Genomic DNA, 26,248 nt, shown 5'->3' with positions numbered 1-26,248 from the left:
ACGTCAGCGAACCGGCATAAGGCCCGTTCCACGAGAGGTTTAGGTTTCCATGTCTTCCAGCACCCCATCCGCCGCCATAGGCCAACCAGACGAGCAGCGCACGTCGCCGCGTCGTCTGATTTTCATCTCGGTCCTTGTCGCCACCATGGGCGCACTCGCTTTCGGTTACGACACGGGCATCATCGCGGGCGCTCTGCCCTTCATGACCTTGCCCCTCGATCAGGGCGGTCTTGGCCTGAACCCGGTCAGCGAAGGGCTGATCACTGCATCGCTGATCGTCGGCGCCGCCTTCGGCTCACTGGCCAGCGGCTACCTCTCCGACCGTTTTGGCCGACGCGTGACCCTGCGCATGCTGTCGCTGTTGTTCATCGTCGGTGCACTCGGCACGGCCACGGCGCCCTCGGTGCCGTTCATGGTCGCCGCGCGTTTTCTGCTGGGTATCGCGGTTGGCGGGGGCTCGGCGACGGTGCCGGTGTTCATCGCCGAGATCGCAGGGCCTTCCCGTCGCGCCCGACTGGTCAGCCGCAACGAGCTGATGATCGTCAGCGGCCAGTTGCTGGCCTACGTGCTCAGCGCCGTGCTCGCGGCGTTGCTGCACACCCCCGGTATCTGGCGCTACATGCTGGCCATCGCGATGGTCCCGGGCGTGTTGCTGCTGATCGGTACGTTCTTCGTGCCGCCGTCGCCGCGCTGGCTGGCCTCCAAAGGCCGCTTCGATGAAGCGCAAGACGTGCTCGAACAACTGCGTGACACCAAAGACGCCGCCAAGCGCGAAGTCGAGGAAATGAAAGCTCAGGAAAAAGAAGCCCACAAGCGCGTCGCCGCTCGCGATCTGCTGCGTCAGCCGTGGGTGTTGAAGCTGTTGCTGATCGGTGTCGGGCTGGGCTTTACCGCGCAGTTCACCGGCGTCAACGCGTTCATGTATTACACGCCGATCATCCTCAAACACACCGGCATGGGCACCAACGCTGCACTGACCGCGACCATCGGCAACGGCATCGTGTCGGTCATCGCCACGCTGCTGGGGATCTGGGCCATCGGCCGTTACGGGCGTCGGCACTTGCTGATGACCGGTCTGGTCATCGTGATCATGATGCAGGCGGCACTGGGTTGCGTGTTGATGTTCATGCCGCAGAACCTGACCCAGAGCTATGCCGCGCTGGCGTGCATTCTGGTGTTCCTGCTGTTCATGCAGATGTGCATCTCGCCGGTCTACTGGCTGCTGATGTCCGAGCTGTTCCCGATGCAGGTGCGCGGGCTGCTGACTGGCACCGCAGTGTCGATGCAGTGGCTGTTCAACGCCACGGTCGCGTTCCTCTTCCCGATCGCGGTGGACACGATCGGCAACCCGACCTTCTTCGTGTTTGCGGCGATCAACATCGGCTCGCTGATCTTCGTCTTCCTGTGCCTGCCGGAAACCAAGGGCAAGTCCCTGGAGCAGATCGAAAAGCACATGAAGAAGGAGCTTTGATGCGAGGTTTCAGATCCCGGGCCTTGCGTCCGGGTCTTTGAAACCAAGGGGCTGGGACTGCGCAGGGTCAGCCGAGCAATTCGGTGATCCAGCGCACTTGCTGCGCGGTGTCGTGCAACGTGTGTTCCGAGACTCCCTGCCGCGCCCGCTGCAAGCTGACCAGGCTGCGTTGCTTGTTACGCAGCCGCCGCTGCCATTTGTCGATGAACGCCGGGCTGCGTTCGAGCATCAACAGCGGGCCGAAGTATAGGGCTTCAGGGCTGTAGACCACCGGTCCGCTGGGTTCGGCGACGATGATTTCGTAGTCGAAGCGGTTCTCCCGCAGCACGTCCTCGTGGACGATGCGATAACCGTTGTCCATCAGCCACTGGCGCAGCTCAGGCTCGCCGCCGTTGGGTTGCAGAATCAGCCGCTCACTTCCGTTGAGCCGCGCTTTGCCGGCCTCAAAAATGTCTCGAATCGTCTCGCCCCCCATGCCGCAGAGGCTGATCGCAGTGATGCCGTCGTCCGCTTCAATCGCTGCAAGGCCGTCAGCCAGACGCACGCGAATGTGCGCCTCGAAACCGTTCTCGCGCACCGTCCGTTGTGCGGCGCTGAACGGCGTCGTCGCCACCTCCCCCGCCACAGCCATCGTAATGAGGCCACGGCGCATCAACGCCACCGGCAGGTAGGCGTGATCGGAGCCGATGTCGGCCAGTCGCGCGCCGGCAGGCACCAGCGCAGCTACGCGCTCCAGGCGCCTGGACAATGTGTGTTCGTTCAACCTTGCCGCCCCTTCTCGCTACGCCCCGGCACGACCTGCCGAAACGGGGCGTGAGTCTGTCGGGCGGTGGCGAGGATTTCAACTGCGGTGAGGCATGGCCGGCGGATTGAGCGTCGGGTACTAAGGCAGCTTGGCGATCACCTTGATCTCGAAATCGAAGCCATACAGCCAGGTCACGCCCACGGCTGTAATGGTCGGATGCGGCGCCTCGCCCCAGAACTCCGGCACCACTTCCCAGGCGGTTTCGAAGGTCGACTGCGGATCGACCATGAACACGGTGACGTCAATCACGTCATCGAAGGTGCAGCCGGCGGCGTTGAGAATGGCATTGAGGTGAGTGAAGGCCAGGCGGACCTGGGCGCGCAGATCGGGTTCGGGCGAGCCATCTTCGCGGCTGCCGACCTGCCCGGAGACAAAGAGCAAGCCGGCGGATTTGATTGCCGGCGAGTAGCGATTGCGCTCGTACAGCGCTTGGCGGCCAGGGGGGAATACAACGTCACGAACAGTCATGGGCTTTCTCCTTCAGCGGAGCGGGAGGCTCCGTCGTTTCGGTGGGCAGACTGTAGGGCGGCGGATTCGCTGGATAAACCAGCAGCCTTAATCAAGACTGTTTGCATTCCCCAAACAATCAGGTGGCGCGATGGACCGTTTCGACGCAATGCAGGCGTTCGTCCGAGTCGTGGAAACCGGCAGCTTCACCAAGGCCGCCGGCACGTTGCACATGAGCAAGACCACGGTGACGCAACTGGTGCAGCAGCTCGAAGCGCGGTTGCGGGTCAAACTGCTCAACCGCACCACGCGCAAGGTCAACGTCACGGCGGACGGCGCGGTGTTCTACGAACGTGCGCTGCGCGTGCTGGCGGATCTGGACGACGCCGAAACCGGTCTGTCCGCTGCCTCCGCTGCGCCACGAGGGCGTTTGCGTGTGGACGTGCCCAGTCCGTTCGCGCGCATGGTGCTGATCCCGGCGCTGCCGGACTTCAACGCCCGCTACCCCGACATCCAGATCGACCTCGGCGTGAGCGACCGGATGATCGACCTCATTGGCGAGAACGTCGACTGCGTGGTGCGCGGCGGCGAGCTGACCGACCAATCGCTCATGGCCCGGCACATCACCGACCTTAGGCTGGGCGTCTACGCGTCGCCGGCGTATCTGCAGCGCGCGGGCACCCCGGATCACCCCCGTGAGCTCGAGGACTCGCAACACCGCATCGTCGGTTATCGCTGGGCGCGCACCGGGCAGCTGTTCCCGATGGTGCTGCAACGGGACGGCGAAAGGGTTCAGGTGCAAAGCCGCTACCTGCTCACGGTGGACGACGGCAATGCGTACCTCGCGGCAGGCCTTGCCGGCATGGGTGCCCTCTGGCTGCCGGAGTACATGGCCGAGCCGTCAGTGCGCAGTGGTGAATTAGTGTCGCTGTTCAAAGACTGGCAGCTGGAGTCGATGCCGATGTACGTGGCCTTCCCGCCCAACCGGCACATCAGCATCAAGCTGCGGGTGTTCATCGACTGGGTTGTGGAGTTGATGGGCGACGGGTACAACAGCCGATCTCACGATTAAACAAGGATGAAGGTGCGATGGACGAAGTGATCAGCTACCGAGAGGCGACGGTTGAGGACGTGGCAGTGATCTGCGAACTGGGGCAGCTACTCAACGCCATTCACCACGCTGAGCGCCCCGATATCTACGCGGCTGAAACCCGGGATTACCTGCGCGATGCCCCTCACTGGATGAGCTTTCTGAACAATCCGGAGCAGGTTATTTTCCTGGCGTTTGTCGGGGTTCGGGCGGCGGGGTTTGTCAGCGCGGGGATGTTTTCAGCGGGTGGGCCATTGCTGCAGCCGATGGCGTTCGCGCGGATCGGCTCGGTATGCGTGGCCCAGGTTTTCTGGGGCAAAGGCCTGGGGCGTGGGCTTATTGAGCGAGTGCAAGGGTGGGCGCAGGAGCGCGGCGCGAAGGACATTCGCCTGTCGGTGTGGGGCTTTAATACCCATGCGCGGCGGTTGTATGAAGTTCTCGGGTTCGAGACGCGGGCGTTTGAGATGGGGATGCGCCTGACATGAGTGCCGTTCATCGCGGACACTGGTCACTTTGTAGACGACCGGTCAGTTTTTTTTAAGGTGCTGCGCATTATGAAGAAACTCAACCTGGAAATGCGCCAACACATCATCGACGTCGCCAAGTCGCTGATGACCCACAAGGGCTACACCGCCGTCGGCCTGGCAGAAGTGGTGAGCGCGGCGGGCGTGCCCAAGGGTAATTCTCAATGAGCAATCTCAGTAACAGCACCGACTTGTTTTCCCCCGTGCAAATGGGCGCCATCGAAATGGCCAACCGCATCGTCATGGCCCCCGTCACCCGCAGCCGCTATGAAGAAGACGGCGTGCCCGGTGAACTCCACGCCACCTATTACGCCCAGCGCGCCACCGCCGGAATGATCGTGACCGAAGCCACCAACATCTCGGCCCAGGGACGCGGCTATGCAGCGACGCCCGGGATCTGGAGCGACGCGCAGGTCGCCGGCTGGCGCACAGTCACCGACGCCGTGCACGCGGCCGGCGGCAAGATCGTCAGCCAGCTCTGGCATGTGGGCCGGTTCTCCAGCGTCGACCTGCAGCCCAACGGCGAAGCCCCGGTCGCGCCGTCCGCCATTCAGGCTGAAGGCAACACCTACACGGCCAACGGCTTCGTCCCGGTGTCGATGCCCCGCGCGCTGGAAACCGACGAAATCCCCGGCATCATCGAGCAGTACAAGCACGCGGCCGAGAACGCCAAGCGCGCAGGGTTTGACGGTGTCGAAGTCCACTCGGCGAACAGCTACCTGCTCGACCAGTTCCTGCGCGACTCCACGAATCAGCGCACCGATCAATATGGCGGCTCGATTGAAAACCGCGCGCGACTGACGCTGGAAGTCACCCAGGCGATCGTTGATATCTGGGGCAACGACCGCGTCGGGATTCGCCTGTCGCCGGTCACGCCGGATGCAGGCAACACGCCGCCGGACAGCAACGTCATGGCGTTGCACGGTTACCTGATTCAGCAATTGAACCGCTTCAATCTGGCGTATCTGCACTTTGTCGAAGGCGCGACCGCCACCTCCCGTGAAGCGCCGGAAGGCGTCGACATGGATGCGCTGAGTGCCCAGTTCAACGGGCCGTTCATTGGCAACAACAACTACGACCTGGACATGGCCGTCGAGCGCCGCGCCCAAGGCAAGATCGACGCCGTCGCGTTTGGCCGCCTGTTCATCTCCAACCCGGACCTGGTCGCGCGTCTGCGCCACGGCGCCGAACTGACCATCGCCCCGCGCGAGAGCTACTACGGCGGCGGCGCCAAGGGCTACACCGACTGGCCGCTGGGCACTTACTAACCGCTCTTGTAACCCGCACCGCTTGGTTACGAGGCGTCCAGTTTTGTCACCGACGTGACCGACGCTGAACAGACCCGCGCCCTGACGCAGTTCGCCAAAGACACCTACGGCTCGGTCGACATCCTCGTCAACAACGCCGGCCTGATGCTTTTCTCCCATTGGGTCGATCTCGTGACCCAAAACTGGAACGCCATGATCGACGTCAACATCAAGGGCTACCTGAACACCATCGCCGCCGCCCTGCCCTTCATGCTCGACCAGAAATCCGGGCAGATCCTCAACATGGATTCGGTGGCCGGCCACCAAGTCGGCCCCGGCGCCGGCGTCTACAGCGCGACCAAATTCTTCGTGCAGGCCATGACCGAATCCATGCGCAAGGAACTGGGCGTGCACCATGGCATCCGCGTCAACACCGTCAGCCCCGGCGTGATCAACACCGGCTGGGCCGACAAAGTCACCGACCCCGCCGGCCGCAAAGCAGCACAAGCGCTCAACGAAATCGCCATCGCGTCGGAAGACATCAGCCGCGCCGTCATCTACGCGCTGAATCAGCCAGCCAACGTCACCGTCAACGACCTGATCATTTCACCCACCCGACAGGACTGGTGATTGCGCGGCTGTTGCTGCTCGACGCTTTGCCCTATCGAACCTAAACCCTGGAGTAACAAACATGAGCAAGAACATCAAAGCCGTTGCCACCCACGACTACAACGCCGTCATCACCACCGCCAGCCGCTACGTTGAAGGGCTGCGCGAAGGCAGTGTTGCGACGATCAAGCAGGCCTTTCATGAAGAGGCGGTGATGTACGGTTTCACCAACGGCCAATTGCTGGGCGGGCCGATCAGCAACTTGTATGACTTTGTCGAGAGCAACGGCAAGGCGGCTGACATCACGACGCGGCTGGATGTGCTGGCGATTACGCCGACTACGGCTGTTGTGCGGGTGGACATGGAAAAGGACGCGATTGGCGCGGATTACAACGACTACCTGACGTTGATCAAGATCAATCGCGACTGGAAGGTGATTGCCAAGGTTTATAACCAGTTTGAGGGGTAGATTTTACAGCGTTGATTTACGTGGACGCGGGATTCGGGGTTTCGACTACCGGGCCTACGGGCAGGGTATTAGCGGATTGGCCCGTGGAAAGTCTCGCGGGCGTACGGGTGGGAGGTGGTGAATCTAAAAACCTCGATATCGCTTGCTGGTGTAGGCTTTTAATTGCGGCGGGCAAATTGCTCGTCGGCTGACGGAAAGGTCTGCACCGGGATCTTGCCGGACTGCGGCTGACGGTTGCCGCTCCGCTGGATGAACTAGCAAACACTCACTCCAGGAGTAAAACGATTGTCGTCCACCGACCTGCAGCACCTCTACAACAAAGCCTGGCTGTTCGCCTCCCGCGCCCACGTGGGTCAGATGATGAAAGGATCAAATCTGCCGTATACCACCCATGTGGCGATGGTCGCGAACGAACTGATTTTCGCAGACCGGGAAAGTGACATCGGTGATCTGGCCATCGCGATGGCCGCCGCGCTGCTGCACGACGTGATCGAGGACACCGCGGCCTCGGAGGAGGCACTGGCTGAGGTGTTCGGTGCCGCTGTCGCATCGACCGTCGCGTGCCTGAGCAAGAACCTGATCGTGCCTTTCACGGATGAGCGCTATTTCCAGGCAATCGCCGCGCATTCCCTGGAAGCGGCGGCGATCAAGTTGTGCGACCGGATCACTAATCTCCAATCCGCGCCATCGACGTGGTCTCTGGAAAAGCGCGCGTCTTATCATGAGGAATCTGCGCAGATCCTGGCGGCGCTTGGGCATACCAATGACTACCTGAATCAGCGGCTCTCGGAAGCCATGGCGCGCTACAAATCCTTGTACGTCGATCAGCAGCGGGAAATCTGAATTCATTTCCGTGTGCAAGGTGAAGTCGCCGGTACATCCGCCAGATCTTCAGCGACTGGAACACTGTCAGCCCATCAATTCGGAAATCTCGATCAAGTTGAGATCGGGATCACGCACGTAAACCGACCGAATCGGCCCTGTCGCGCCGGTGCGCTGAACCGGCCCTTCGACGATGGGCCACGCCTCGGCCTGCAACTGCGCAATCACCGCGTCGAGGCGCTGGCTGGCGATGAAGCACAGGTCCAGCGCGCCGGGCACCGGCAGGTGGGCCTTGGGCTCGAACTCGTGACCGCGCTCGTGAACGTTGATCTTCTGGTTGCCAAAGCGGAACGCCAGGCGGCCGCTGCCGAAGGTTTCCAGCTGCATGCCCATGACGCGAACGTAGAAATCCTTGCAGGCCTCCACGTCCACAGTGGTCAGAACCAGATGGTCGAGGTGATCAATCATTGCGTGCGCTCCGTGGGCTAATGAAGTCGACCGTCAGGCAGTCCTGGGGCGCGGACCTCAGTGGTCGTTCTTGTCCAGCGTTCTCAGCTTCTGCGGCAATGCCCACATTAACAGGCCCGCCGCGATCAGGCTGCTGACGCCGATGACGTAGAGCGCAGGCGTTGTCGTGCCGGTGAGGTCTTTGATCCCGCCGACCATCACCGGGCTGACGATGCCGCCAAACTGCCCGAGGGTGTTGATCAGCGCAATGCCGCCCGCCGCGCCGGCACCTGCGCCCGCCAACAGCTTGGGCGGCAGGGTCCAGAAGGCCGGAATGGCGGCGACAATCCCGCCGCCGAGCATGGCCAGGGAGACGATCAACAGGCTGGTGTGCTGGGCAAAGAAACCGGCGCTAAAGAAGCCGATGGCCCCAAGCACCATCAGCCCGCAGACGAATTTGCGGCGTTCACCGCTGGCGTCCGACAGGCGTCCGACCACGATCATGCTGATGGCGCCGAAGATGTACGGGATGGCCGTGAGCAGCCCGATGATCACCGGGCTTTCGACGCCCGCGCTGCGAATCAGCTGCGGCGCCCAGAAGTTCAGGCCATAGGACGCCACCTGAATCAGGAAATAAATCAGCCCGAGCATGAGGAAGCCCGGCATTTTCAGCGCGGTCAGCAGCGAGCCGCCATGCTTGTTCGGCTCATGCCGGGCGATGCGGCTCGACAGATACGTTTTCTCGGCGTCGGTCAGCCAGTGCGCGTCCGCGACACGGTCCTTGAGCAGCTTCAGCACCGCAAACCCCAGGGCAATACACGGCAGCCCGCCGAGCAGGAACAGCCAGTGCCAGCCGCGCAACTGCATCACGCCGTCCATATGACCGAGCACCAGCCCCGAGACCGGTGCGCCCAGCAGCCCCGCGAACGCCGAGGCCAGGAACAGAATTGACGTGATGCGGCCCCGGTAGGTCTGCGGGAACCACAGCGTCAGGTAAAACAGCACCCCCGGTGCGAAACCCGCTTCCATGGCGCCGATGATGAAACGCAGCACATAGAACTGCCATTCGGCGGTGACGAAGACCATCAGCGCCGTGGCGATGCCCCACGACATCATGATGCGGGCAATCCAGCGCCGCGCCCCGACCTTGTAAAGCATGATGTTGCTCGGCACTTCGAACAGCACGTAGCCGATCACGAACAGGCTCGCACCCAGCCCGTACGCGGTGTCGCTCAGGCTCAAATCGGTTTGCAACTGGAACTTGGCGAAGCTGATGTTGATGCGATCAAAAAACGCGAACAGGTAGCAGACCATGATCAACGGCATCAGGCGCCACGCGACTTTGCGGATCAATGCCTTTTCGGCGCTCACAACCTCGGCGAGGCTGCTGTTCGGGGTCAGAACAGAGACGGTCATTGCGATACTCCAGATCGACTCTCTGAGAGAGCCCTATTGTTTTTGTTGTCTGGACGCGCACGCAGCGGAGCGTGCGCGTTTGTCGGGGAAACCGGGACGGGTGGCGCGTTAGCCGGGCAAGTCTTCCGGCGCCGGGTGCAGATCACGGTTGCGTCCGGCCTTGGCCACCTGCCCCGGCATTTCATGGCCCAACAGGGCCGGTAAACGGCGGGACAGCGTGAGCAGATGCGCCAGGTCGATGCCCGTCTCGATGCCCATTTCATCGCACAGATTCACCAGGTCCTCGGTGCAGATATTGCCCGAGGCGCCCGGTGCAAACGGGCAGCCACCGAGCCCCCCCAGCGATGCATCAAACCGCCGCGCCCCCGCTTCGTAAGCCGCCAGCACATTGCTCAGCCCCAGCCCGCGAGTGTTGTGAAAATGCAGCGTGAGCGCCGATGCCGGGACACGGCTCAGCACCCGCTGCACCAGCGCAAACACCTGACGGGGGTTGGCCATGCCGGTGGTGTCGGCCAGGGAGATGCCGTGCATGCCCAATGCCAGATAGGCATCGACAATTTCCAGCACCCGGTCTTCATCGATGCGGCCCTCGAACGGGCAACCGAACGTGGTGGCGATGGAGCCGTTCAGGCTCAGGCCTGTGCCCGACGCCAGCGAGACCACGTCGGCGAAGGCCGCCAGGGACTGTTCGCAGCCCATGCGCATGTTCGCGCGGTTGTGGGTCTGGCTGGCGGACATCACCAGATTCAGCTCATCGGCACCTGCGTCGAGGGCCCGCTGGGCACCGCGCAGGTTGGGAATCAAGGCGACGTAGGTCACGCCGGGCTCGCGCCGGATGCCACGGAACACCTCATCCCCGTCACGCAAGGCAGGAATGGCTTTGGGGGAAACAAAAGAACCGGCTTCGATGCGGCTGAAACCGGCGAGAGAAAGTTGGTCGATCAAGGCGATCTTGTCAGCGGTGTCCACCCACGTCGGCTCGATCTGCAAACCGTCGCGCGGCGACACTTCCTGCACGATCAGGCGCTGGGAGAAGTCGGTGATCATTGCACCACCCCGCTGTGCTTGAGCTGGGCAATGTCGGCGGCGCTGATGCCCAGCTCGCCGAGCACGCTGTCGGTGTGCTGCCCGAGTGCGGGGCCTTGCCAGTTCACCGAGCCTGGGGTTTCCGAGAGTTTCGGCACGATGCCTGGCATCTTCACCGTGGCCCCGCCGGGCAGATCGGCGTCGAGAATCATCCCGCGCGCCTGGTAATGCGGGTCGGCGACGATGTCCGCGACGTTATAGATCCGCCCCGCCGGCACTTCGGCCTGCTCCAGCGCCTTGAGCACCGCGTCAATGGGCAAGGCCGACGACCACGCGCTGATCGCCCCATCGAGCCTGTCGCTCTGGGCGGCGCGGCCGTCGTTGTGGGCGAACTCGGGGGCCTCGGCCAGATCGGCGCGGCCAATGGTGTGCATCAGGCGTTTGAAGATCGGATCGCTGTTGCCGGCGATGACCACGTAGGCGCCGTCGGCGGTCGGGTAGGTGTTGGACGGTGCAATGCCCGGCAGCGCGCCGCCACTGCGTTCACGGACGTGGCCGAGCATGTCGTATTCCGGCACCAGGCTTTCCATGACGTTGAACACGCTTTCGGCCAGGGACACATCGACCACCTGGCCGTCGCCCTGGCCGGTCTTGACCCGCAACAGCGACATCAGCGCGCCCATCACCGCGTGCATCGAGGCCAGCGAATCGCCCAGGCTGACCCCGACCCGCGCCGGTGGCGAGCCGGGGGTGCCGGTGGTGTAGCGGATGCCGCCCATGGCTTCGCCGATGGCGCCGAAGCCGGGGCGATCGCGGTACGGCCCGGACTGACCGTAGCCGGAAATGCGCACGAGGGTGAGTTTGGGGTTCAACGCGTGGAGCACGTCCCAGCCCAGCCCCAGTTTTTCCAGCGCGCCGGGCCGCAGGTTTTCGATCAACACGTCCGCGCTTTCAGCCAGCCGCTTGACGATGTCGATGCCTTCGGGGGCTTTGAGGTTCAGCGAAAGGGATTTCTTGTTGCGCGACTGCAGGTACCACCACAGCGAGGTGCCTTCGTGCAGCTTTCGCCATTTACGAAGCGGATCGCCCTGCCCCATGGATTCGATTTTGATCACTTCGGCACCGAACTCGCCCAGCAGGCGGGCGGCGAAGGGAGCAGCGATCAGCGTGCCGATTTCAATGACGCGCACGCCTTGAAGGGGGCCTGTCATAGCGGATTACCTCGAGTCTTTCTTGGAATTTGTCGCCCAGACTAGAGGAACGCGGCTCAGCAAATCCAACCGTCAGTTGGCAACGACCGTTCGCGAAACGCGAAGGCTTAGCGGTCGTGGCTGTGCAGGTGCTCGAACAGCAACTGGCTGACCGGTGACAGCGCCGCGGTGTCGCGGACCACCAGAATCAGTGTGCGCCGGGCCCAGGCATCGCTCAGGCCCACGGCCTTGAGGTCCAGGGACGGGCCGAGCAGGTCGAACGCCTTGCGCGGCAGCACGCCGATGCCCATGTCGGCCTGGACCATCCGGCACATGGCGTCGAAGCCCGGCACATGAATGCGCACCCGCAGCGGTCGGCCGTGGGCGCGCGCAGCGTTCTGGGTGCGCATGTTGATGGAGCTGGCGGCGTGCAGACCGATGTAGTCGCTGCCGAGGGTGTCTTCGAAAGCCACCTGCTGCAGCCCGGCGAGCGGGTGATCGTCACGCATCACAACGACCAGTTCGTCGCGGCGATAGGGTGCGCTGTGGAGCCCCTGAACATCGGTGTCTTCAGAGCAGATGCCGATGTCCGCGACACCGTCGACCAGTCCCTGCACGACGCCGTTGCTGGGCCGCTCTTCAAGATCGACTTTGACCAGCTCATGGCTGGCGACAAAGGCGTGCAGGTCTTCCGGCAAGAACTGAATGATGGCCGAGAGGTTGGCCAGCATGCGCACATAACCGCGCATGCCCTGGAGGTGCTCGTCGAGTTCAAGGCCCATTTTTTCCAGATCGGAGAGCATGCGCCGGGCGTGGTGCAGCATCGTCTCGCCGGCGGCCGTCAACAGCATGCCTTTGGCATTGCGCAGGAACAGGCCGATGCCGAGCACTTCTTCCAGCTCCATCAGCCGCTTGCTGGCGGCCGACACGGCAATCGCCTCGCGCGCCGCCGCCCGGGTCAGCGTGCCTTCTTCGTACACCGCCACGAACAGCTTCAGGGTGATCAGGTCGAGACGACGGATGAGGTTTTTGTGGAGCATGGGACGTACTCGATCAAGGTCCGGCCGAAAGAATACACGGGTTGGCGAGCGGGCATGGCTGAAGCCGGTGCTGCTGGATGCGCGCGTCGTCTGTGGGACTGGCTTTAGCCGGGAAGTGGCCAGCACGTTCGCCATCCATTTTGCGGTGTGACGTCCGACGCCTTCGCGGCTAAAACCAGTCCTACCAGGGATCCGTGGTGTGTCAGTGGGACTGGCTTTAGCCGGGAAGAGGCCAGCGTGTTCGCCATCCATTTTGCGGTGTGACGTCCGACGCTTTCCCGGCTGAAGCCAGTCCTACCGGGGATCCGTGGTATGTCAGTGGGACTGGCTTTAGCCGGGAAGAGGCCAGCGTGTTCGCCATCCATTTTGCGGTGTGACGTCCGACGCCTTTCCGGCTAAAGCCGGTCCTACCAGGGATCCGTGGTGTGTCAGTGGGACTGGCTTCAGCCGGGAAGTGGCCAGCACGTTCGCCATCCATTTTGCGGTGTGACGTCCGACGCCTTCCCGGCTAAAGCCGGTCCTACCAAGGATCCGTGGTGTGTCAGTGGGACTGGCTTTAGCCGGGAAGTGGCCAGCACGTTCGCCATCCATTTTGCGGTGTGACGTCCGACGCCTTCCCGGGTAAAGCCGGTCCTACCAGGGATCCGTGGTATGTCAGTGGGACTGGCTTTAGCCGGGAAGTGGCCAGCACGTTCGCCATGCATTTTGCAGTGTGACGTCCGACGCCTTCCCGGCTAAAGCCGGTCCTACCAGGGATCCGTAGTAGGTCAGTGGGACTGGCTTTAGCCGGGAAGAGGCCAGCACGTTCGCCAACCATTTTGCGGTGTGACATCCGACGCCTTCCCGGCTGAAGCCGGTCCTACCAGGGATCCGTGGTATGTCAGTGGGACCGGCTTTAGCCGGGAAGAGGCCAGCACGTTCGCCATCCATTTTGCGGTGTGACGTCCGACGCCTTCCCGGGTAAAGCCGGTCCTACCAGGGATCCGTGGTAGGTCAGTGGGACTGGCTTTAGCCGGGAAGTGGCCAGCACGTTCGCCATGCATTTTGCAGTGTGACGTCCGACGCCTTCCCGGCTAAAGCCGGTCCTACCAGGGATCCGCAGTGTGTCAGTGGGTAATCCACTATCAAGCTGAACCGATTCAGGTCGATATACCGGTGATTTCTATTTTTATGGACAGCCCCGACATGAACCTCAGACGCCTCAACATCGCTCCCCGCTCCCTGATCTGCTTCGGCTTTTTCGCCGTGTTGATCTCCGCCGTCGGACTGTTCTCACTGATGCAATCGTCCAAGCTCAAAGATGCCCGGGACGCACTGCAGGACAACGTACTCCCCACCCTCCTCGCCATCGCCGATATCAAAAATGATCTGCTGACCATCCGCCTCGGCAACACCAGCCTGCGCGCTGCGCAGAGCGCCGCCAGCACCGACTCGGCCATGAAACGCGTCAGCCAGGGCCGCGCTGACCTCGAGCGCGATACCAAACGCCTGAAAACCCTCTTGATCAGTGAGCGTGGTTTGAGTGCCTACGCGCAGATGGAGCGCGACATGCAGGCCTACCTCGCCGTGCACGCGCGCTTTCTCGACGCCGTGGCGCAGAAGCGTGATGACGTTGTCGCCTCGCTGACCGAGCCGTCCGGTGAACAGACCCGCGCGGCAGACGCCCTCGCCAAGGACATCGCGACCATCGCCGACCTCGGCAACCAGAAAATGCAGGACTCAAATGTCGCGGCAAATGAAAGTTACGCCCAGGCCCGCGAGGTCATCATCGCCGCCATCGTGGTCGCGCTGGTCGCCACCCTTGCCCTGGCGGCACTGTTCACCCGCAGCCTGGTCGCGCCGATCGCCAAAGCCCTGGCCGTCGCGGAAAACATCGCTGCCAATGACCTGAGCAAGCCGATTCAAGTGGACGGTTCCGACGAGCCGGGCCGCCTGCTGCAAGCACTGTCGGTGATGCAGCAGAACCTGCGCCACACGCTTTCGGAGCTGGGCCACTCGTCCAATCAGCTGGCGTCGACCTCGGAAGAAATGACCGCGGTGACCGAAGAATCCCTGCGCGGGGTTCAGCGTCAGAACGACGAAATCAATCAGGCCGCCACGGCCATCAATCAGATGAGCGCGGCGGTGGAAGAAGTCGCCCACAACGCCTCCCTGGCCTCGACAGCCGCGCGGGATTCCAGCGACTCGGCGGAACAGGGCCGCCTGCGGGTCAACGAAACCATTTCGGCGATCAACGCGCTGCACGACTCGGTCGGCAGCACCGCGGACGAGATCAATGGGCTGGCCGGCCAGGTGCAGAACATCAGCGGCGTGCTGGACGTGATTCGCGGCATCGCCGATCAGACCAACCTGCTCGCCCTCAACGCGGCCATCGAAGCCGCCCGTGCCGGCGAAGCAGGACGTGGTTTCGCGGTGGTAGCGGATGAAGTCCGCGCCCTGGCGCACCGCACCCAGCAATCCACCGCCGAGATCGAAAAGATGATCGACTCGATTCAGGGCGGCACCCACAAGGCGGTCACCGCCATGGGTCAGAGCAGCGAGCGCGCCCGGGTCAGCCTGGACGTCGCCGGTGCCGCCGGTCGTGCCCTTGCCGACATCAAAACCGCCATCGTGTTGATCAATGAGCGCAACGTCAGTATCGCCACGGCCACGGAACAACAGGCCCAGGTCGCGCGGGAAGTCGATCGCAACCTGACCAGCATCCGCGACCTGTCGCTGCAGACGTCTGCCGGCGCCCATCAGACCTCGGCGGCGAGCAACGAGCTGTCGCAACTGGCGGTCGGCCTGAACGGTCTGGTGATGCAATTCAGAACTTAATGGCACCGACGGAATCGCACCACTGAGCCGCCTGTTTGCGGCATCAGACGATTTCGGAGGTAAAGCATGAAGTTTGTGAAGCTGGGTTCCACGGGACTGGACGTGTCGAGGCTGTGCCTGGGGTGCATGACGTTTGGCGAGCCAGACGCCGGCACGCACCCGTGGACGCTGGATGAGAACGCCAGCCGGCCGATCATCAAGCACGCGGTCGAGCAAGGCATCAACTTCTTCGACACGGCCAACAGCTATTCGGCAGGCACCTCGGAAGTCATCGTCGGCAAGCTGTTGAAAGAATTCACCCGTCGCGAAGAAACCGTCATCGCGACCAAGGTGTTTTTTCCAGCCAACATGTGGGAAGGCTCCAAGCGGCCCAACGAACAGGGACTGTCGAGGAAAGCCATCATGGCCAACATCGACGCCAGCCTGACGCGGCTGGGCACCGACTACGTCGACCTGTACCAGATTCATCGCTGGGATTATCACACCCCCATCGAAGAAACCATGGAAGCGCTGAATGACGTGGTGCGGGCCGGCAAGGCGCGTTACATCGGCGCGTCGTCGATGTTCGCCTGGCAGTTCGCCAAGGCTCAGCAGGTGGCGACGGCCCATGGCTGGAGCCGCTTTGTGTCGATGCAGAACTACCTGAATCTGGTGTATCGCGAAGAACAGCGCGAGATGATTCCGCTGTGCCTGGATCAGGGCGTCGGCCTGATGCCGTGGAGCCCGATGGCCCGCGGCAGGCTCACCCGGCCCCACGGCCAGCAGACTGAACGCACCAAGACCGACATATCCGGCCAGTCGTTTTACGAGGCAACGGAAGCCGAAGATGGCCGCGTCATCGATGTGGTCGAGCAGATTGCCAGCGAGCGCGGCGTGCCCATGGCGCAAGTCGCGTTGGCGTGGGTGTTGGCCCAGCGTGGCGTGTCGGCACCGATCGTCGGCGCCTCCAAGCCGCACCATCTGGACGATGCGATCGCGGCATTGGACCTGATGCTCAGCGACGAGGAAGTCAAACGCCTTGAAGCGCCCTACGTTCCCCACGCTGTCACGGGCTTCGCGTGAAGCCCAACGGCAATTCCGGGCTTGCCACCGGCCGGGCCGTCGTGCTGTTCGACGGCACCTGTAAGCTGTGCAATGGCTGGGCGACCTTCATCATCAGCCAGGACCACGAGCAGCGGCTGACGCTCGCGGCGGTGCAGTCGCCCGAGGGTCAGGCGCTGCTGAAATGGGCGGGGTTGCCCCAGGATCAGTTCAACACCATCGTGCTGGTGGAGAATGACCGTTTTTACGTCCGCTCGGACGCAATGTTCAAGATCCTCGCCCACCTCCCCGCCCGATGGCACTGGCTGCTCATCGCGCGGGTTTTCCCAAGGGTTTTGCGGGACTGGCTGTACGACAAGATCGCGCTGAACCGCTACAAACTGTTTGGCCGTTATGACGCCTGTCGCTTGCCTGCCGCGGATCATCCCGGCCGTTTCTTGAGCCAGAACGCCCTCAACGACCGCTAACTCTTCAGCGGCTGAAATGCCGTCTTCGTGAGCAAGCTCACTCCCACATGTCTTGCGCATGGCTCGAATCTCAGGCCGTTCCGCGATCCCGTAGGAGCGAGCTTGCTCGCGAAGGCTGTCTTCAGTCCGCAGAGAAAGTCGCCAAATGTCCCGGCCCCTTCGTGAGTAAGCTCACCCCCACACCTCTTGCGCATGGCTCTAGAGCTCTAGTCAGTCTCACTCGGAAAAGTTCCACTATATGGGACAGACAATCACATATTGAGATCTCAGAATATGTCGTCTATGGTGAAACCTCTTCGCTCCTCATAGCCACTATAAAAACAACAGGAAGTCCCATGCCCACGCCATCTCTGGATTCGGGCCTGCACGCCAGCACCATGAAGCGCCTCAACCTCAAGTTGATCCCCTTCCTGATGCTGCTGTACATGGTCGCGTACATCGACAAGTCGAACATTTCCGTCGCCGCGTTGCAGATGAATGCCGAGCTGGGCCTGACCGCTCGCATGTATGGCATCGGCGTAGGCCTGTTCTTTCTGACGTACATCCTTCTTGAAGTCCCCAGCAGCGTCATCCTCACGCGGGTCGGCGCGCGGCGCTGGATTGCGCGGATCATGATCACCTGGGGCATCGTCGCGGCGGGCATGGCGTTTGTGCAGAGCGCCAATCAGCTGTACGGCATGCGCCTGTTGCTGGGCGCCGCGGAGGCCGGTTTCACGCCGGGGATCATTTACTACCTGTCGCAGTGGTACCCGAAGACCGATCGGGCCAAAGCCATGTCGTTCTTCTACATTGGCGCCGCGCTGGCGTCGGTGATCGGCCTGCCGCTGTCGGGCGCGTTTCTGCACCTGGACGGGTATTTCGGCGTCAGCGGCTGGCGCTGGCTGTTTCTGCTGGAGGGCCTGCCGGCGGTGATCCTCGGGATTGTCGTGCTGCGCTACCTGCCGGACTCGCCGCAGACCACCCACTGGCTGCACGCCGATCAGAAAGACTGGCTGAGCCGCACCATCGCGGCCGAGCAAGCGAACTCGCCGATCTCCCACCACGCCGCCTGGCAGACCGCATTCCGCAGCCGTCAGGTCTGGCTGCTGAGCCTGTTCTGGCTGTTGCAGGCGTTCGGCACCATCGGCATCACGCTGTTCCTGCCGCTGATCGTCAAATCGGTGTCCGGCCAGGAGTCTTTCACCGTCAGCGTGATGTCGGCGCTGCCCTTCCTGTTCGCCTGCGTGTTCATGTACTTCAATGGCACCCATTCCGACCGCAAAGGCGAACGCGGCTGGCATCTTGCGCTGCCGTTGATGGCCGCCGGGGTGCTGCTAGCGCTGGCAGTGTGGACCAGCAACCCGTGGCTGGCGTATGGCTTGCTGGTGGTGGCCGTCGGTCTGAACTGGGCGGCGACGCCGGTGTTCTGGGCGACCACCACCGAATACCTGTCGGGCGCTGCGGCCGCGGCGTCCATCGCGCTGATCAACTCCATCGCCAACATCGCCGGCCTTGGCCTGCCGCCCGTCATGGGCTGGATCAAGGACGCCACGCAAAGCTACGACTACGCCCTGCTGCTGGTCTCCGCAGCCTTGTTGGCGGGCGGTGTGCTGGGACTGTTCCTGGCCCGTTCGCCCCGTGCTGCACCTGTCACCGCCCGCGCAACTCCCCCCGCTGCTGCTCCTGTCCCAAGAGGTTTAAATGAAGCCAAGGCTCCTTAAAATCGCCCGCTTGCCGGCCATGCTCGATGACGCGCTGAACGCGACCTACGACGTGGTGGACGCCGATCAAAACGGCACCGGCGTCGGCGAATCGACCGCCGACATCCGCGCCATGGCCGCCAATGGCGAATCTACAGTCAGCCGTCAGTTGATCGACAGCCTCCCTGCGCTGGAAGTCATCGTTGTGTTTGGCGTGGGCTACGACGGCGTCGATGTGGCGGCAGCGCGGGAGCGTGGCATCCGCGTCACCCACACCCCCGACGTGCTCACCGAAGACGTCGCCGATTTCGCCATGGCCTTGATGCTGGGCATCGCCCGCAACCTGCGGGTGGCCGACCGTTTCACCCGCTCGGGCGCCTGGGCAAATGGCCCCATCGCCTTCAGCCGCAAGGTCAGCCGGGCGCGCCTGGGCATCATTGGCCTCGGTCGCATTGGCGCCGCCATCGCTCGCCGCGCCCAAGGCTTCGATATGTCGATCGCCTACACCGCGCGGCGGCCTCAGGACGTCGGGTTCACGTACTACCCCTCAGCCCTCGAACTGGCCGCTGCGGTGGATTTTCTCGTCGTCGCGGTCGGCGGCGGCGCCAGCACCCATCATCTGGTGGACGCCAAGGTGCTGGATGCGCTGGGCCCCAAGGGCTATCTGATCAACGTCGGCCGTGGCAGCGTGGTCGATGAAACCGCCCTCGCCCGGGTCCTCGCCGAGGGTCGTCTGGCCGGCGCGGCGCTGGACGTCTACGAAGACGAGCCGCACCCCATCGCTGCGCTTCTGAATTTGGATAACACCTTACTCACCCCGCACATGGCCAGCGCCACCTGGGACACCCGGCAGGCGATGTCCGATCTGGTCATGGCCAACCTCCACGCCTGGCACAGCGGCGCAGACTTGCCCACGCCCGTGCCGGAATAAGCCGATGCTGCCTGCGCCTGGCTGAATGAAAGAACCGAGCCGCAGAAGACGGAATTCGTTGCCTGTTGGCAGTGAGGATTTGGCGGTATGGTGTGGCTTTCCCCTGCCAAGGAAGATCCATGGCCACGCACCCCTCCAGCCACGCACAAAAGCACCTCGCCGTTCTCATTGATGCGGACAACGCCCCCGCCGCCATCGTCGAAGGTCTGTTCGAAGAAATCGCCAAATATGGCGTTGCCAGCGTCAAGCGCATCTACGGCGACTGGACCGGGCCACAGCTCGGCGGCTGGAAGAAGGTCCTGCTGGATCACTCGATCCAGCCCATCCAGCAATTCGCGTACACCAAAGGCAAGAACGCCACCGACAGCTCGCTGATCATCGACGCCATGGACCTGCTGTACACGCGGCGCTTCGACGGCTTTTGCCTGGTCTCCAGCGACAGCGACTTCACCCGCCTGGCCTCGCGACTGCGCGAAGAAGGCCTGACCGTGATTGGCTTCGGAGAAGAGAAAACGCCCCGGCCGTTCGTGGCGGCCTGCGACAAATTCATCTACATCGAACTGCTCCGCGAAGAGGTGATCGCTGCCGCCAGCACAGAGCAGACCCTCGACTCGCACACGCAGGCTGAAGTGGCAAAACCCGCAGCCGCGGACACCCAGAAGCGTCCCAAAGCGCCCATCAGTTTCATCGCGAAAATCCTCGACGACATTGCCGACGAAGACGGCTGGGTGCAGCTCGGCGCCCTGGGCACCAACATCACCAAGCTGCGACCGGAATTCGACCCGCGCACCCATGGGTACAGAAAGCTCAGCGACCTGATCAAGGGCTACCCGCAAGCCTTCGAGCTGCAGGCCAGACCCGCGTCCAGTGGCACGGCGGTGATGTACGTCCGGCACAGACAAAACGGTAAATAACCCATCAGCCTGTTTCATTTAGGGAGCCTTCCATGCCCGTTTTCTCAGTTGACTATCGCTTCAAAGACCAACCCCGCACCCATCGCTTCGAGCTGAATCAGCCAGCGTTGTCAGCGTCCGACGCCGCGATGCACCTGCTTGAGCTGCATTTCGGCGACAGCGAAAACAGCCTGATCATGCCCAATGCCGATGCAGAACCGGATGAAATCATCGAACAGGCCAGCCAGCTCGGGCTGACGGACATTCGCGTCACCCAAGCGGCGAGCGATGACGTCCGGTAAAACGCGTTGAACCCTGCGGCGGCACCTGCATCCGATCACTACGACTGAACATTTCCCGACTGACAGGTGCCCCATGATCGAGATCAACAGCTACACGACCGTCAAACGCCGAGCGCGCGTGCCCCACGACGTATTCGCTCATTACTGGCGTGACGTCCACGGCCCGCTGTGCTCGCGGCTTCCGGGCCTTGGCTTGTACATCCAGCACCACTTTTCCCGGCAGCAGGATGCGCACCTGTGGCCCCTCGCCGATGGCATCAGCGAGATCCAGGATTACGAACTGGACGGTGGCGTGGAGATCGGTTTCGAGTCCGCCGCTGACCAGAAGCTGTTTCAGGAGGCCAGCCCGATCCTGTTCTCGGACGAGCAGAACATGTTCGACGAAACCCTGGCCTACGCCCTGCCTGAAGGCTCGCTGACCCTGACCAACGCGCTGGCGGATGAGCGGTTCAACGGCACCGACACCTTTGACCGGATTCACATCCATTTCAGCCCGCGGGAGACCCTGGCGCAGCTGCACGCGTACCTGAAGTCAGACCTGGGGCCGCTGCTGGCGGCGGCCGACGACGTGGTCAAGGTTTGTCTGCACCTGTGCGACCCCTTCGAGAACGATGGCCAGCACCCACCTGCGCCCAACGTCGCGCACTTCGCCAACCCGGCGCGCGCCGAATTGGCCGTGCTGGAAATCGCGTTCACCTCGCCACTGGCGCGTCGTCGTTTCTTCCAGAGCGACGTGTTCCAGAACACCCTGCCTGAACAGTCGAAGCACATCGCCCAGCTCAAGACGTTCGCCGTCTCCGGGCTCTACACCTACGTGCGCGACAAGTCCCTGACCACCGCCGGATTGCGCGGCAGTCGGGCAGCCGAGTTGATCGAGTATCTGGGCGCGGTGAATCAGGTTCAGCCCGATGTTAAAGAACTGATGCTGAAAGGCACCCAAGCCAGCTAGCGGTTCCTGTCGGCGGCCGTGGCTCACGGCTGCCGACGTTTCCATGGCCTGTCGGGAAACGCCACCGCCTTTCCATTGATCTGATCCATGCATCAAAGGATGAAAAAATAACGATTATCGTCGTCTGAAAATTGCCACAGAATCTCCAGTTACAAGCGCTTACAAACTCAAAAAAAACGCTGGAGAACAACATGCATCAGCCGCCAAGCCAGACCTCCTCCGGGAAGTTCAGGGCAGGAATGGTCTTCCGGGTCACCTCCGGAAACTTTCTTGAACAGTTCGACTTCTTCCTCTTCGGCTTCTACGCCACCCAGATCGCCTCCGCCTTCTTCCCCGCCAGCAACGAATTCGCCTCGTTGATGATGACCTTCGCTGTGTTCGGTGCAGGCTTCCTGATGCGACCCCTGGGCGCCGTGCTGCTGGGCGCGTACATCGATGATGTCGGCCGCCGTCGCGGTCTGATCGTGACGCTGGCGATCATGGCCAGCGGCACGTTGCTGATTGTCCTGGTGCCGGGTTATGCCACGATCGGCCTCTGGGCACCGGCGCTGGTCTTGCTCGGACGGCTGCTGCAGGGATTCTCCGCCGGCGCAGAGATGGGCGGCGTGTCCGTCTACCTCGCCGAAATGGCAACGCCGGGGCGCAAGGGTTTCTACGCCAGTTGGCAATCGGCCAGTCAGCAGGTGGCCATCGTCGTCGCCGCCGCCCTGGGTTACGGGCTCAATCAATGGCTTGCCCCGGCCGAACTGTCGGCGTGGGGCTGGCGCATTCCGTTTGCCGTCGGCTGCCTGATCATTCCGTTCATTTTCCTGCTGCGCCGCAGCCTTGAAGAAACCGCAGAATTCACCACGCGCAAACACCGCCCGACGATGAAGGAGGTGTTCGCAACCCTCCTCGGCAACGCCAGTGTGGTGATACTCGGCATGCTGATGGTGGCAATGACGACCACCGCCTTTTACATGATCACCGTGTACGCACCGACCTTCGGCCGCTCGGTGCTGCAGCTCAGCACCAGTGATGCGCTGATTGTGACGCTGCTGGTGGGGGTCTCGAACTTCTTCTGGCTGCCCATCGGCGGCGCCCTGAGTGACCGACTGGGACGCAAGCCGCTGCTGCTGGCGATGTCATTGCTGACGCTGGTCACGGCGTATCCGGCGCTGTCATTCCTGGCCCAGGCGCCGACCTTTGCCCACATGCTCGAAGTGCTGCTGTGGTTCTCGTTTCTCTACGGTATTTACAACGGCGCGATGATTCCGGCGCTCACCGAAATGATGCCCGTCGAGGTGCGCGTCGCGGGTTTCTCCCTCGCCTACAGCCTGGCGACAGCGATCTTCGGTGGCTTCACGCCGGCGGTTTCGACCTGGCTCATTCACCTGACCGGTGATAAGGCAGCGCCGGCTTACTGGATGATCTTCGCCGCCCTGTGCGCTTTTACCGCGACGCTGGTGCTGTACCGCCGTCTCGCCACTCAGTCACTCGCCACTGCTTGAAGGACCCTGTCATGAATTCTTTACTTAAACCCCTCTGCGTTATGGCGCTGACCAGCTGCGCCTACGGCAATCTTGCGCACGCCGAAGAGCTGACCGTCATGACCTCGGGCGGCTTTACTGCGGCCTATCAGCACCTCGGGCCGGAGTACGCCGAGCACAGCGGCAACACGCTTAAAACGGTGCTTGGCCCGTCGATGGGTAAAGCGGCGGAAGCCATCCCCAACCGGTTGAGTCGCGGCGAGCACGCGGATGTGGTGATCATGGTGGGCTACGCCCTGGATGACTTGATCAAACAGGGCAAGGTCGACGCCGCCTCGCGTGTGGAACTGGCGGACTCGCGCATCGGCATGGTGGTGAAGGCCGGCGCCGACAAACCGGCCATCGGCACCGATGCCGAGCTGAAACAGACCTTGCTGGCGGCCAAGTCAGTGGCTTATTCAGACAGCGCAAGCGGCGTCTACATCGAGAAAGAGCTCTTCATGAAGCTCGGCGTTCAGCCGCAGATGGCGCCCAAAAGCAAGATGATCGAGCGCATTCCGGTGGCCTCCGTTGTGGCCAAGGGTGACTACCAGCTCGGCTTCCAGCAGGTCGCCGAATTGCTGCCGATCCCGGGCGTAACCTTCGTCGGCAAGATTCCGGAAGACGTGCAGTCGGTGACCCGCTATGCCGCCGGCATTCCGAAAAATGCCGATCACCCCGTTGAAGCGAAGGCACTGCTCAAGTTCCTGTCGTCCCCCGACGCGCAGGCCAGCATCCGCGAAACCGGCCTGGACTCAGTCCCGCGGTAACGTCCCGGGCAGCGCGCGAATTCGCTGCTCCAGCTCCAGTGCCGCGGGCGTCAATGTGCGTCCGCGGCGTTTTAGCACCCCCATCTGCCTGACCACCTCCGGCTCCACCAGCCTCACTTTCGCCAGAATCGGGTGGGCGGAGATTGGCATGGCAATGGACGGCACGACCGCAATGCCCAGCCCCGCCTCGACCAGCCCCAGCACCGTGGTCACATGCCGCGCTTCGCAAACGCTGTTCCTGCCCGGCTGCAATCCGGAAAGCGCGCGATCCAGCACCAGGCGATTGCCCGAAGATTTATCCAGCGTTATGCACTCGTGCTCACACGCCTGAGCCCAGGCGACGGTGTCGAGGGTGGCCAGCGGATGGTCGCGGCGGCAGGCAACGACGTAGTGCTCTTCGAGCAGCGCACTGAACTCGATTTCCGGCGCCAGGTTGCCGGTGAAACTCACCCCGAAATCGGCTTCGCCGGACGCCACCGCCGCGCTCACTTCATTGGCCGACACGTCGATCAGTCTGATGTTGATCAGCGGGTATTGCGCGTGAAAGCTGCGGATCGCATGGGGCAGGAAGTAGTACGCCGCAGACGGCACGCAGGCCACGGTCAGGGTGCCCCTGCGGTTGGCGCCGCCATCGCCGATGCTGAGCAGGGCCAGGTCCAGGTCATCCAGTAGCCGTTCGACCTGTGGCAAGAACGCCCGCCCGACGTTGGTCAGCGAGACCTTTCGCGTGGTCCGCTCAAACAGTTTGACCCCCAGGGCGGACTCAAGCTTTTCGATGCGACGGCTCAGCGCCGACTGGGTGATGCGGATGGACTCGGCCGCCCGGCGAAAGCCCTGCTTTTCAACCACCGCGCGAAAAGCCTGGAGGTCATTGAGGTCGAAGTGGATGTTCACGGCATGTCGTCGCTTTGATCGTAGACGGGCATCAATGGTAAAGCGGAACCTGTCGACGAGCTATCCCGGGGCAGGTCGCGCGGCTCGCCCCGGGCTCGACGGAATGACTTAGTAAAGCGTGTCGGCGATCCGGCCCGGCAGCGCCTTGTCATACGCATCACCGTCGATGGCCGCCTGGGACACCTCTTTGAGAATCTGCCCCGCCGTCGGCAACGCGCTGCGCGGCACCTGCTTTGAGGCATCCCACAGCCCTGCCCTGATCACCGCTCGGCTGCACTGGAAATAGACGCTGGTGACGGTGATGCGCAGCACCGATTTCGGCGGCTTCCCGTCCACGGCAAAACGCTCGAGCAGCTCCGGCGAGATGGAGATCTGCGCCGTGCCGTTGACGCGCAGGGTTTCGCCGACGCCCGGGACGATAAACAGCAGTGCGACGCGCGGGTCTTCGACGATGTTGCGCAGGGTGTCGATGCGGTTGTTGCCGCGCCGGTCCGGCAGATACAGCGTTTTGCTGTCTTCGATGTGTACGAAGCCCGGCTGATCGCCCCGCGGCGAAGCATCCAGGCCGCCTGCACCCGACGAGGCGAGGATCACGAAGGACGCCGCTTCGATGAACGGCCGGTAAACCGGGTGGATGTGGTCGACTTCCTTGACCAGGGACGGCGGTGCGATCGGGCCATACACCGCTTCCAGTGCCTGTACGGTGGTCAGGCATGAGCTGTCTTCAAGGTCCATTGTGGGCTCTCTGCAATTTCTTCGTGGCTGGACAGGTTCAGCATGCTGTGACGTTTCATGCACGTTCGGGGCAATAGTGCCAGACGCGTGTGGCAGATTGACCGGCGATCTGATTCACTGCCTGCCTTTTCACCGTCCAGCATCTGCACACCGGGTAAACAGGCATGAACCGTCGCAAGAAACTCAACCAGATACTCAAAGCCAACGCAAAAAAGGCAAGTGCCAAACTGGCGCCGAAGAACAAAGACATATACATCAGCAAGGCCGACCGGTTGAAGCTGGCGGCGGAGGCCAATGCTGAAGCCGGTTCAGATTCCACGACCGAACCCGCGCCTGGAGCGGCCAGCCCTTCCGAGCCGGTTTGAACGCCCTCAGTTTGCAGCGCCACTGCCGACGCCTTCCCCTTGTAGACCGGCTTCAGCCGGGAAGAGGCCAGCGGCGACGCCCTCAATTTTGCAGCGTGATTGCCGACGCCTTCCCGGCTAAAGCCGGTCCCACGGGGGCGCGCGGTGTCAGTGGCACCGGCTTCAGCCGGGAAGAGGCCAGTGCGTACGCCATCAATTTTGCAGTGCGACTGCCGACGCTTTCCCGGCTAAAGCCGGTCCCACGGAAAGCGCGCGGTGTCAGTGGGACCGGCTTCAGCCGGGAAGAGGCCAGTG

The 26,248-nt window shown here is 62.7% G+C and carries 25 protein-coding genes and 4 pseudogenes; 20 read left to right on the top strand and 9 right to left on the bottom strand.

The window, feature by feature from the left end:
• Positions 1-49 precede the first annotated feature (49 nt).
• A complete protein-coding gene (locus tag M1E04_RS11140) occupies positions 50-1,471 on the top strand; it encodes a sugar porter family MFS transporter (RefSeq protein ID WP_065988991.1) in 1,422 nt (473 codons plus the stop codon).
• A 67-nt stretch (positions 1,472-1,538) separates the two neighbouring features.
• Here the strand turns inward: M1E04_RS11140 and M1E04_RS11135 are convergent, their stop codons facing one another.
• Positions 1,539-2,234: a tRNA (adenine(22)-N(1))-methyltransferase gene (locus tag M1E04_RS11135; protein WP_369319877.1), complete on the bottom strand. Its 696-nt coding sequence runs from the start codon at positions 2,232-2,234 to the stop codon at positions 1,539-1,541.
• 120 nt (positions 2,235-2,354) lie between these two features.
• Positions 2,355-2,744, bottom strand: coding sequence for a RidA family protein (locus M1E04_RS11130; RefSeq protein ID WP_296316081.1), 390 nt, complete (start codon positions 2,742-2,744; stop codon positions 2,355-2,357).
• 130 nt (positions 2,745-2,874) lie between these two features.
• Between M1E04_RS11130 and M1E04_RS11125 the strand changes: the two genes are divergently transcribed.
• The 7 genes and pseudogenes from M1E04_RS11125 to M1E04_RS11095 all read left to right on the top strand — a co-directional run bounded on the left by M1E04_RS11125 (position 2,875) and on the right by M1E04_RS11095 (position 7,505).
• A complete protein-coding gene (locus tag M1E04_RS11125) occupies positions 2,875-3,795 on the top strand; it encodes a LysR substrate-binding domain-containing protein (protein ID WP_456292978.1) in 921 nt (306 codons plus the stop codon).
• A 17-nt stretch (positions 3,796-3,812) separates the two neighbouring features.
• The gene (locus tag M1E04_RS11120; protein ID WP_456292977.1) at positions 3,813-4,298 is read left to right on the top strand and encodes an N-acetyltransferase family protein; all 486 of its coding nucleotides are present in this window, start codon (positions 3,813-3,815) and stop codon (positions 4,296-4,298) included.
• A gap of 69 nt (positions 4,299-4,367) precedes the next feature.
• A pseudogene (locus M1E04_RS11115) lies at positions 4,368-4,496 on the top strand (TetR family transcriptional regulator); the annotation flags it as partial.
• A gap of 5 nt (positions 4,497-4,501) precedes the next feature.
• Positions 4,502-5,605 (top strand): alkene reductase, encoded by a 1,104-nt coding sequence (locus M1E04_RS11110; RefSeq protein WP_456292976.1) that lies wholly within the window; start codon positions 4,502-4,504, stop codon positions 5,603-5,605.
• 24 nt (positions 5,606-5,629) lie between these two features.
• Positions 5,630-6,214, top strand: a pseudogene (locus M1E04_RS11105) (SDR family oxidoreductase); the annotation flags it as partial.
• 61 nt (positions 6,215-6,275) lie between these two features.
• Positions 6,276-6,662, top strand: a complete 387-nt coding sequence (locus M1E04_RS11100) for a nuclear transport factor 2 family protein (RefSeq protein ID WP_456292975.1) — start codon at positions 6,276-6,278, stop codon at positions 6,660-6,662.
• A gap of 285 nt (positions 6,663-6,947) precedes the next feature.
• Positions 6,948-7,505: an HD domain-containing protein gene (locus M1E04_RS11095; RefSeq protein WP_456292974.1), complete on the top strand. Its 558-nt coding sequence runs from the start codon at positions 6,948-6,950 to the stop codon at positions 7,503-7,505.
• Between the two features lie 66 nt (positions 7,506-7,571).
• Here M1E04_RS11095 and M1E04_RS11090 read toward each other — a convergent pair whose 3' ends face one another.
• From M1E04_RS11090 to M1E04_RS11070, 5 genes are all read right to left on the bottom strand, one after another.
• Positions 7,572-7,952 (bottom strand): VOC family protein, encoded by a 381-nt coding sequence (locus M1E04_RS11090; RefSeq protein ID WP_456292973.1) that lies wholly within the window; start codon positions 7,950-7,952, stop codon positions 7,572-7,574.
• 57 nt (positions 7,953-8,009) lie between these two features.
• Positions 8,010-9,347: an MFS transporter gene (locus M1E04_RS11085; RefSeq protein WP_065988932.1), complete on the bottom strand. Its 1,338-nt coding sequence runs from the start codon at positions 9,345-9,347 to the stop codon at positions 8,010-8,012.
• 108 nt (positions 9,348-9,455) lie between these two features.
• The gene (locus M1E04_RS11080) at positions 9,456-10,394 is read right to left on the bottom strand and encodes a hydroxymethylglutaryl-CoA lyase (RefSeq protein ID WP_456292972.1); all 939 of its coding nucleotides are present in this window, start codon (positions 10,392-10,394) and stop codon (positions 9,456-9,458) included.
• Positions 10,391-11,584 carry a CaiB/BaiF CoA transferase family protein gene (locus M1E04_RS11075; protein WP_296314069.1) on the bottom strand — a complete coding sequence of 398 codons (1,194 nt, stop codon included), beginning with the start codon at positions 11,582-11,584 and terminating at the stop codon, positions 10,391-10,393. Before M1E04_RS11075 ends, M1E04_RS11080 begins: the two co-directional genes overlap by 4 nt.
• Before the next feature lie 107 nt (positions 11,585-11,691).
• Positions 11,692-12,603, bottom strand: a complete 912-nt coding sequence (locus M1E04_RS11070; protein WP_456292971.1) for a LysR family transcriptional regulator — start codon at positions 12,601-12,603, stop codon at positions 11,692-11,694.
• Between the two features lie 1,170 nt (positions 12,604-13,773).
• Here M1E04_RS11070 and M1E04_RS11065 point away from each other — a divergent pair.
• The 11 genes and pseudogenes from M1E04_RS11065 to M1E04_RS11015 all read left to right on the top strand — a co-directional run.
• Positions 13,774-14,514: pseudogene (locus M1E04_RS11065) on the top strand (MCP four helix bundle domain-containing protein); the annotation flags it as partial.
• A 285-nt stretch (positions 14,515-14,799) separates the two neighbouring features.
• Positions 14,800-15,420, top strand: a pseudogene (locus M1E04_RS11060) (methyl-accepting chemotaxis protein); the annotation flags it as partial.
• A 66-nt stretch (positions 15,421-15,486) separates the two neighbouring features.
• Complete coding sequence (locus M1E04_RS11055; protein ID WP_456292970.1) at positions 15,487-16,482, top strand: aldo/keto reductase; 996 nt, start codon at positions 15,487-15,489, stop codon at positions 16,480-16,482.
• Complete coding sequence (locus tag M1E04_RS11050) at positions 16,479-16,928, top strand: thiol-disulfide oxidoreductase DCC family protein (protein WP_065988926.1); 450 nt, start codon at positions 16,479-16,481, stop codon at positions 16,926-16,928. The genes M1E04_RS11055 and M1E04_RS11050 overlap by 4 nt, the downstream gene beginning before the upstream one ends.
• A gap of 335 nt (positions 16,929-17,263) precedes the next feature.
• On the top strand, positions 17,264-18,628 hold the full coding sequence (locus M1E04_RS11045) for an MFS transporter (RefSeq protein WP_456292969.1): 1,365 nt from the start codon (positions 17,264-17,266) through the stop codon (positions 18,626-18,628).
• Positions 18,609-19,538: a 2-hydroxyacid dehydrogenase gene (locus tag M1E04_RS11040; RefSeq protein ID WP_456292968.1), complete on the top strand. Its 930-nt coding sequence runs from the start codon at positions 18,609-18,611 to the stop codon at positions 19,536-19,538. The genes M1E04_RS11045 and M1E04_RS11040 overlap by 20 nt, the downstream gene beginning before the upstream one ends.
• Positions 19,539-19,657: 119 nt before the next feature.
• On the top strand, positions 19,658-20,452 hold the full coding sequence (locus M1E04_RS11035) for an NYN domain-containing protein (RefSeq protein ID WP_456292967.1): 795 nt from the start codon (positions 19,658-19,660) through the stop codon (positions 20,450-20,452).
• 32 nt (positions 20,453-20,484) lie between these two features.
• Positions 20,485-20,733, top strand: coding sequence for a hypothetical protein (locus M1E04_RS11030; protein ID WP_192130374.1), 249 nt, complete (start codon positions 20,485-20,487; stop codon positions 20,731-20,733).
• 73 nt (positions 20,734-20,806) lie between these two features.
• A complete protein-coding gene (locus tag M1E04_RS11025; RefSeq protein WP_369319831.1) occupies positions 20,807-21,682 on the top strand; it encodes an EthD domain-containing protein in 876 nt (291 codons plus the stop codon).
• A gap of 191 nt (positions 21,683-21,873) precedes the next feature.
• Positions 21,874-23,172 (top strand): tricarballylate/proton symporter TcuC, encoded by a 1,299-nt coding sequence (gene tcuC / locus M1E04_RS11020; RefSeq protein ID WP_456292966.1) that lies wholly within the window; start codon positions 21,874-21,876, stop codon positions 23,170-23,172.
• Positions 23,173-23,213: 41 nt separating this feature from the next.
• Complete coding sequence (locus M1E04_RS11015; RefSeq protein WP_369319883.1) at positions 23,214-23,960, top strand: substrate-binding domain-containing protein; 747 nt, start codon at positions 23,214-23,216, stop codon at positions 23,958-23,960.
• Here the strand turns inward: M1E04_RS11015 and M1E04_RS11010 are convergent.
• On the bottom strand, positions 23,946-24,854 hold the full coding sequence (locus tag M1E04_RS11010; RefSeq protein WP_456292965.1) for a LysR family transcriptional regulator: 909 nt from the start codon (positions 24,852-24,854) through the stop codon (positions 23,946-23,948). The two genes, M1E04_RS11015 and M1E04_RS11010, sit on opposite strands and share 15 nt — an antisense overlap.
• Before the next feature lie 108 nt (positions 24,855-24,962).
• Positions 24,963-25,589, bottom strand: a complete 627-nt coding sequence (locus M1E04_RS11005) for a pyridoxamine 5'-phosphate oxidase family protein (protein WP_456292964.1) — start codon at positions 25,587-25,589, stop codon at positions 24,963-24,965.
• Between the two features lie 164 nt (positions 25,590-25,753).
• Here M1E04_RS11005 and M1E04_RS11000 point away from each other — a divergent pair, with 164 nt between their 5' ends.
• Positions 25,754-25,954: a DUF2986 domain-containing protein gene (locus M1E04_RS11000; RefSeq protein WP_456292963.1), complete on the top strand. Its 201-nt coding sequence runs from the start codon at positions 25,754-25,756 to the stop codon at positions 25,952-25,954.
• Positions 25,955-26,248 lie beyond the last annotated feature (294 nt).

This window comes from Pseudomonas sp. AK106, from assembly GCF_053903055.1.
The sequence above is the reverse complement of the archived record's forward strand: the minus strand, read 5'-3'. Positions and strand labels throughout refer to the sequence as shown.

What these genes read in the sequence shown, in the direction of transcription:
- M1E04_RS11140 (WP_065988991.1), top strand. Translation starts at nt 50, where the DNA reads ATGTCTTCCAGCACCCCATCCGCCGCCATAGGCCAACCAGACGAGCAG.
- M1E04_RS11130 (WP_296316081.1), bottom strand. Translation starts at nt 2,744, where the DNA reads ATGACTGTTCGTGACGTTGTATTCCCCCCTGGCCGCCAAGCGCTGTAC.
- M1E04_RS11125 (WP_456292978.1), top strand. Translation starts at nt 2,875, where the DNA reads ATGGACCGTTTCGACGCAATGCAGGCGTTCGTCCGAGTCGTGGAAACC.
- M1E04_RS11120 (WP_456292977.1), top strand. Translation starts at nt 3,813, where the DNA reads ATGGACGAAGTGATCAGCTACCGAGAGGCGACGGTTGAGGACGTGGCA.
- M1E04_RS11110 (WP_456292976.1), top strand. Translation starts at nt 4,502, where the DNA reads ATGAGCAATCTCAGTAACAGCACCGACTTGTTTTCCCCCGTGCAAATG.
- M1E04_RS11100 (WP_456292975.1), top strand. Translation starts at nt 6,276, where the DNA reads ATGAGCAAGAACATCAAAGCCGTTGCCACCCACGACTACAACGCCGTC.
- M1E04_RS11090 (WP_456292973.1), bottom strand. Translation starts at nt 7,952, where the DNA reads ATGATTGATCACCTCGACCATCTGGTTCTGACCACTGTGGACGTGGAG.
- M1E04_RS11085 (WP_065988932.1), bottom strand. Translation starts at nt 9,347, where the DNA reads ATGACCGTCTCTGTTCTGACCCCGAACAGCAGCCTCGCCGAGGTTGTG.
- M1E04_RS11080 (WP_456292972.1), bottom strand. Translation starts at nt 10,394, where the DNA reads ATGATCACCGACTTCTCCCAGCGCCTGATCGTGCAGGAAGTGTCGCCG.
- M1E04_RS11075 (WP_296314069.1), bottom strand. Translation starts at nt 11,584, where the DNA reads ATGACAGGCCCCCTTCAAGGCGTGCGCGTCATTGAAATCGGCACGCTG.
- M1E04_RS11070 (WP_456292971.1), bottom strand. Translation starts at nt 12,603, where the DNA reads ATGCTCCACAAAAACCTCATCCGTCGTCTCGACCTGATCACCCTGAAG.
- M1E04_RS11055 (WP_456292970.1), top strand. Translation starts at nt 15,487, where the DNA reads ATGAAGTTTGTGAAGCTGGGTTCCACGGGACTGGACGTGTCGAGGCTG.
- M1E04_RS11045 (WP_456292969.1), top strand. Translation starts at nt 17,264, where the DNA reads ATGCCCACGCCATCTCTGGATTCGGGCCTGCACGCCAGCACCATGAAG.
- M1E04_RS11040 (WP_456292968.1), top strand. Translation starts at nt 18,609, where the DNA reads ATGAAGCCAAGGCTCCTTAAAATCGCCCGCTTGCCGGCCATGCTCGAT.
- M1E04_RS11035 (WP_456292967.1), top strand. Translation starts at nt 19,658, where the DNA reads ATGGCCACGCACCCCTCCAGCCACGCACAAAAGCACCTCGCCGTTCTC.
- M1E04_RS11030 (WP_192130374.1), top strand. Translation starts at nt 20,485, where the DNA reads ATGCCCGTTTTCTCAGTTGACTATCGCTTCAAAGACCAACCCCGCACC.
- M1E04_RS11025 (WP_369319831.1), top strand. Translation starts at nt 20,807, where the DNA reads ATGATCGAGATCAACAGCTACACGACCGTCAAACGCCGAGCGCGCGTG.
- tcuC (WP_456292966.1), top strand. Translation starts at nt 21,874, where the DNA reads ATGCATCAGCCGCCAAGCCAGACCTCCTCCGGGAAGTTCAGGGCAGGA.
- M1E04_RS11015 (WP_369319883.1), top strand. Translation starts at nt 23,214, where the DNA reads ATGGCGCTGACCAGCTGCGCCTACGGCAATCTTGCGCACGCCGAAGAG.
- M1E04_RS11005 (WP_456292964.1), bottom strand. Translation starts at nt 25,589, where the DNA reads ATGGACCTTGAAGACAGCTCATGCCTGACCACCGTACAGGCACTGGAA.
- M1E04_RS11000 (WP_456292963.1), top strand. Translation starts at nt 25,754, where the DNA reads ATGAACCGTCGCAAGAAACTCAACCAGATACTCAAAGCCAACGCAAAA.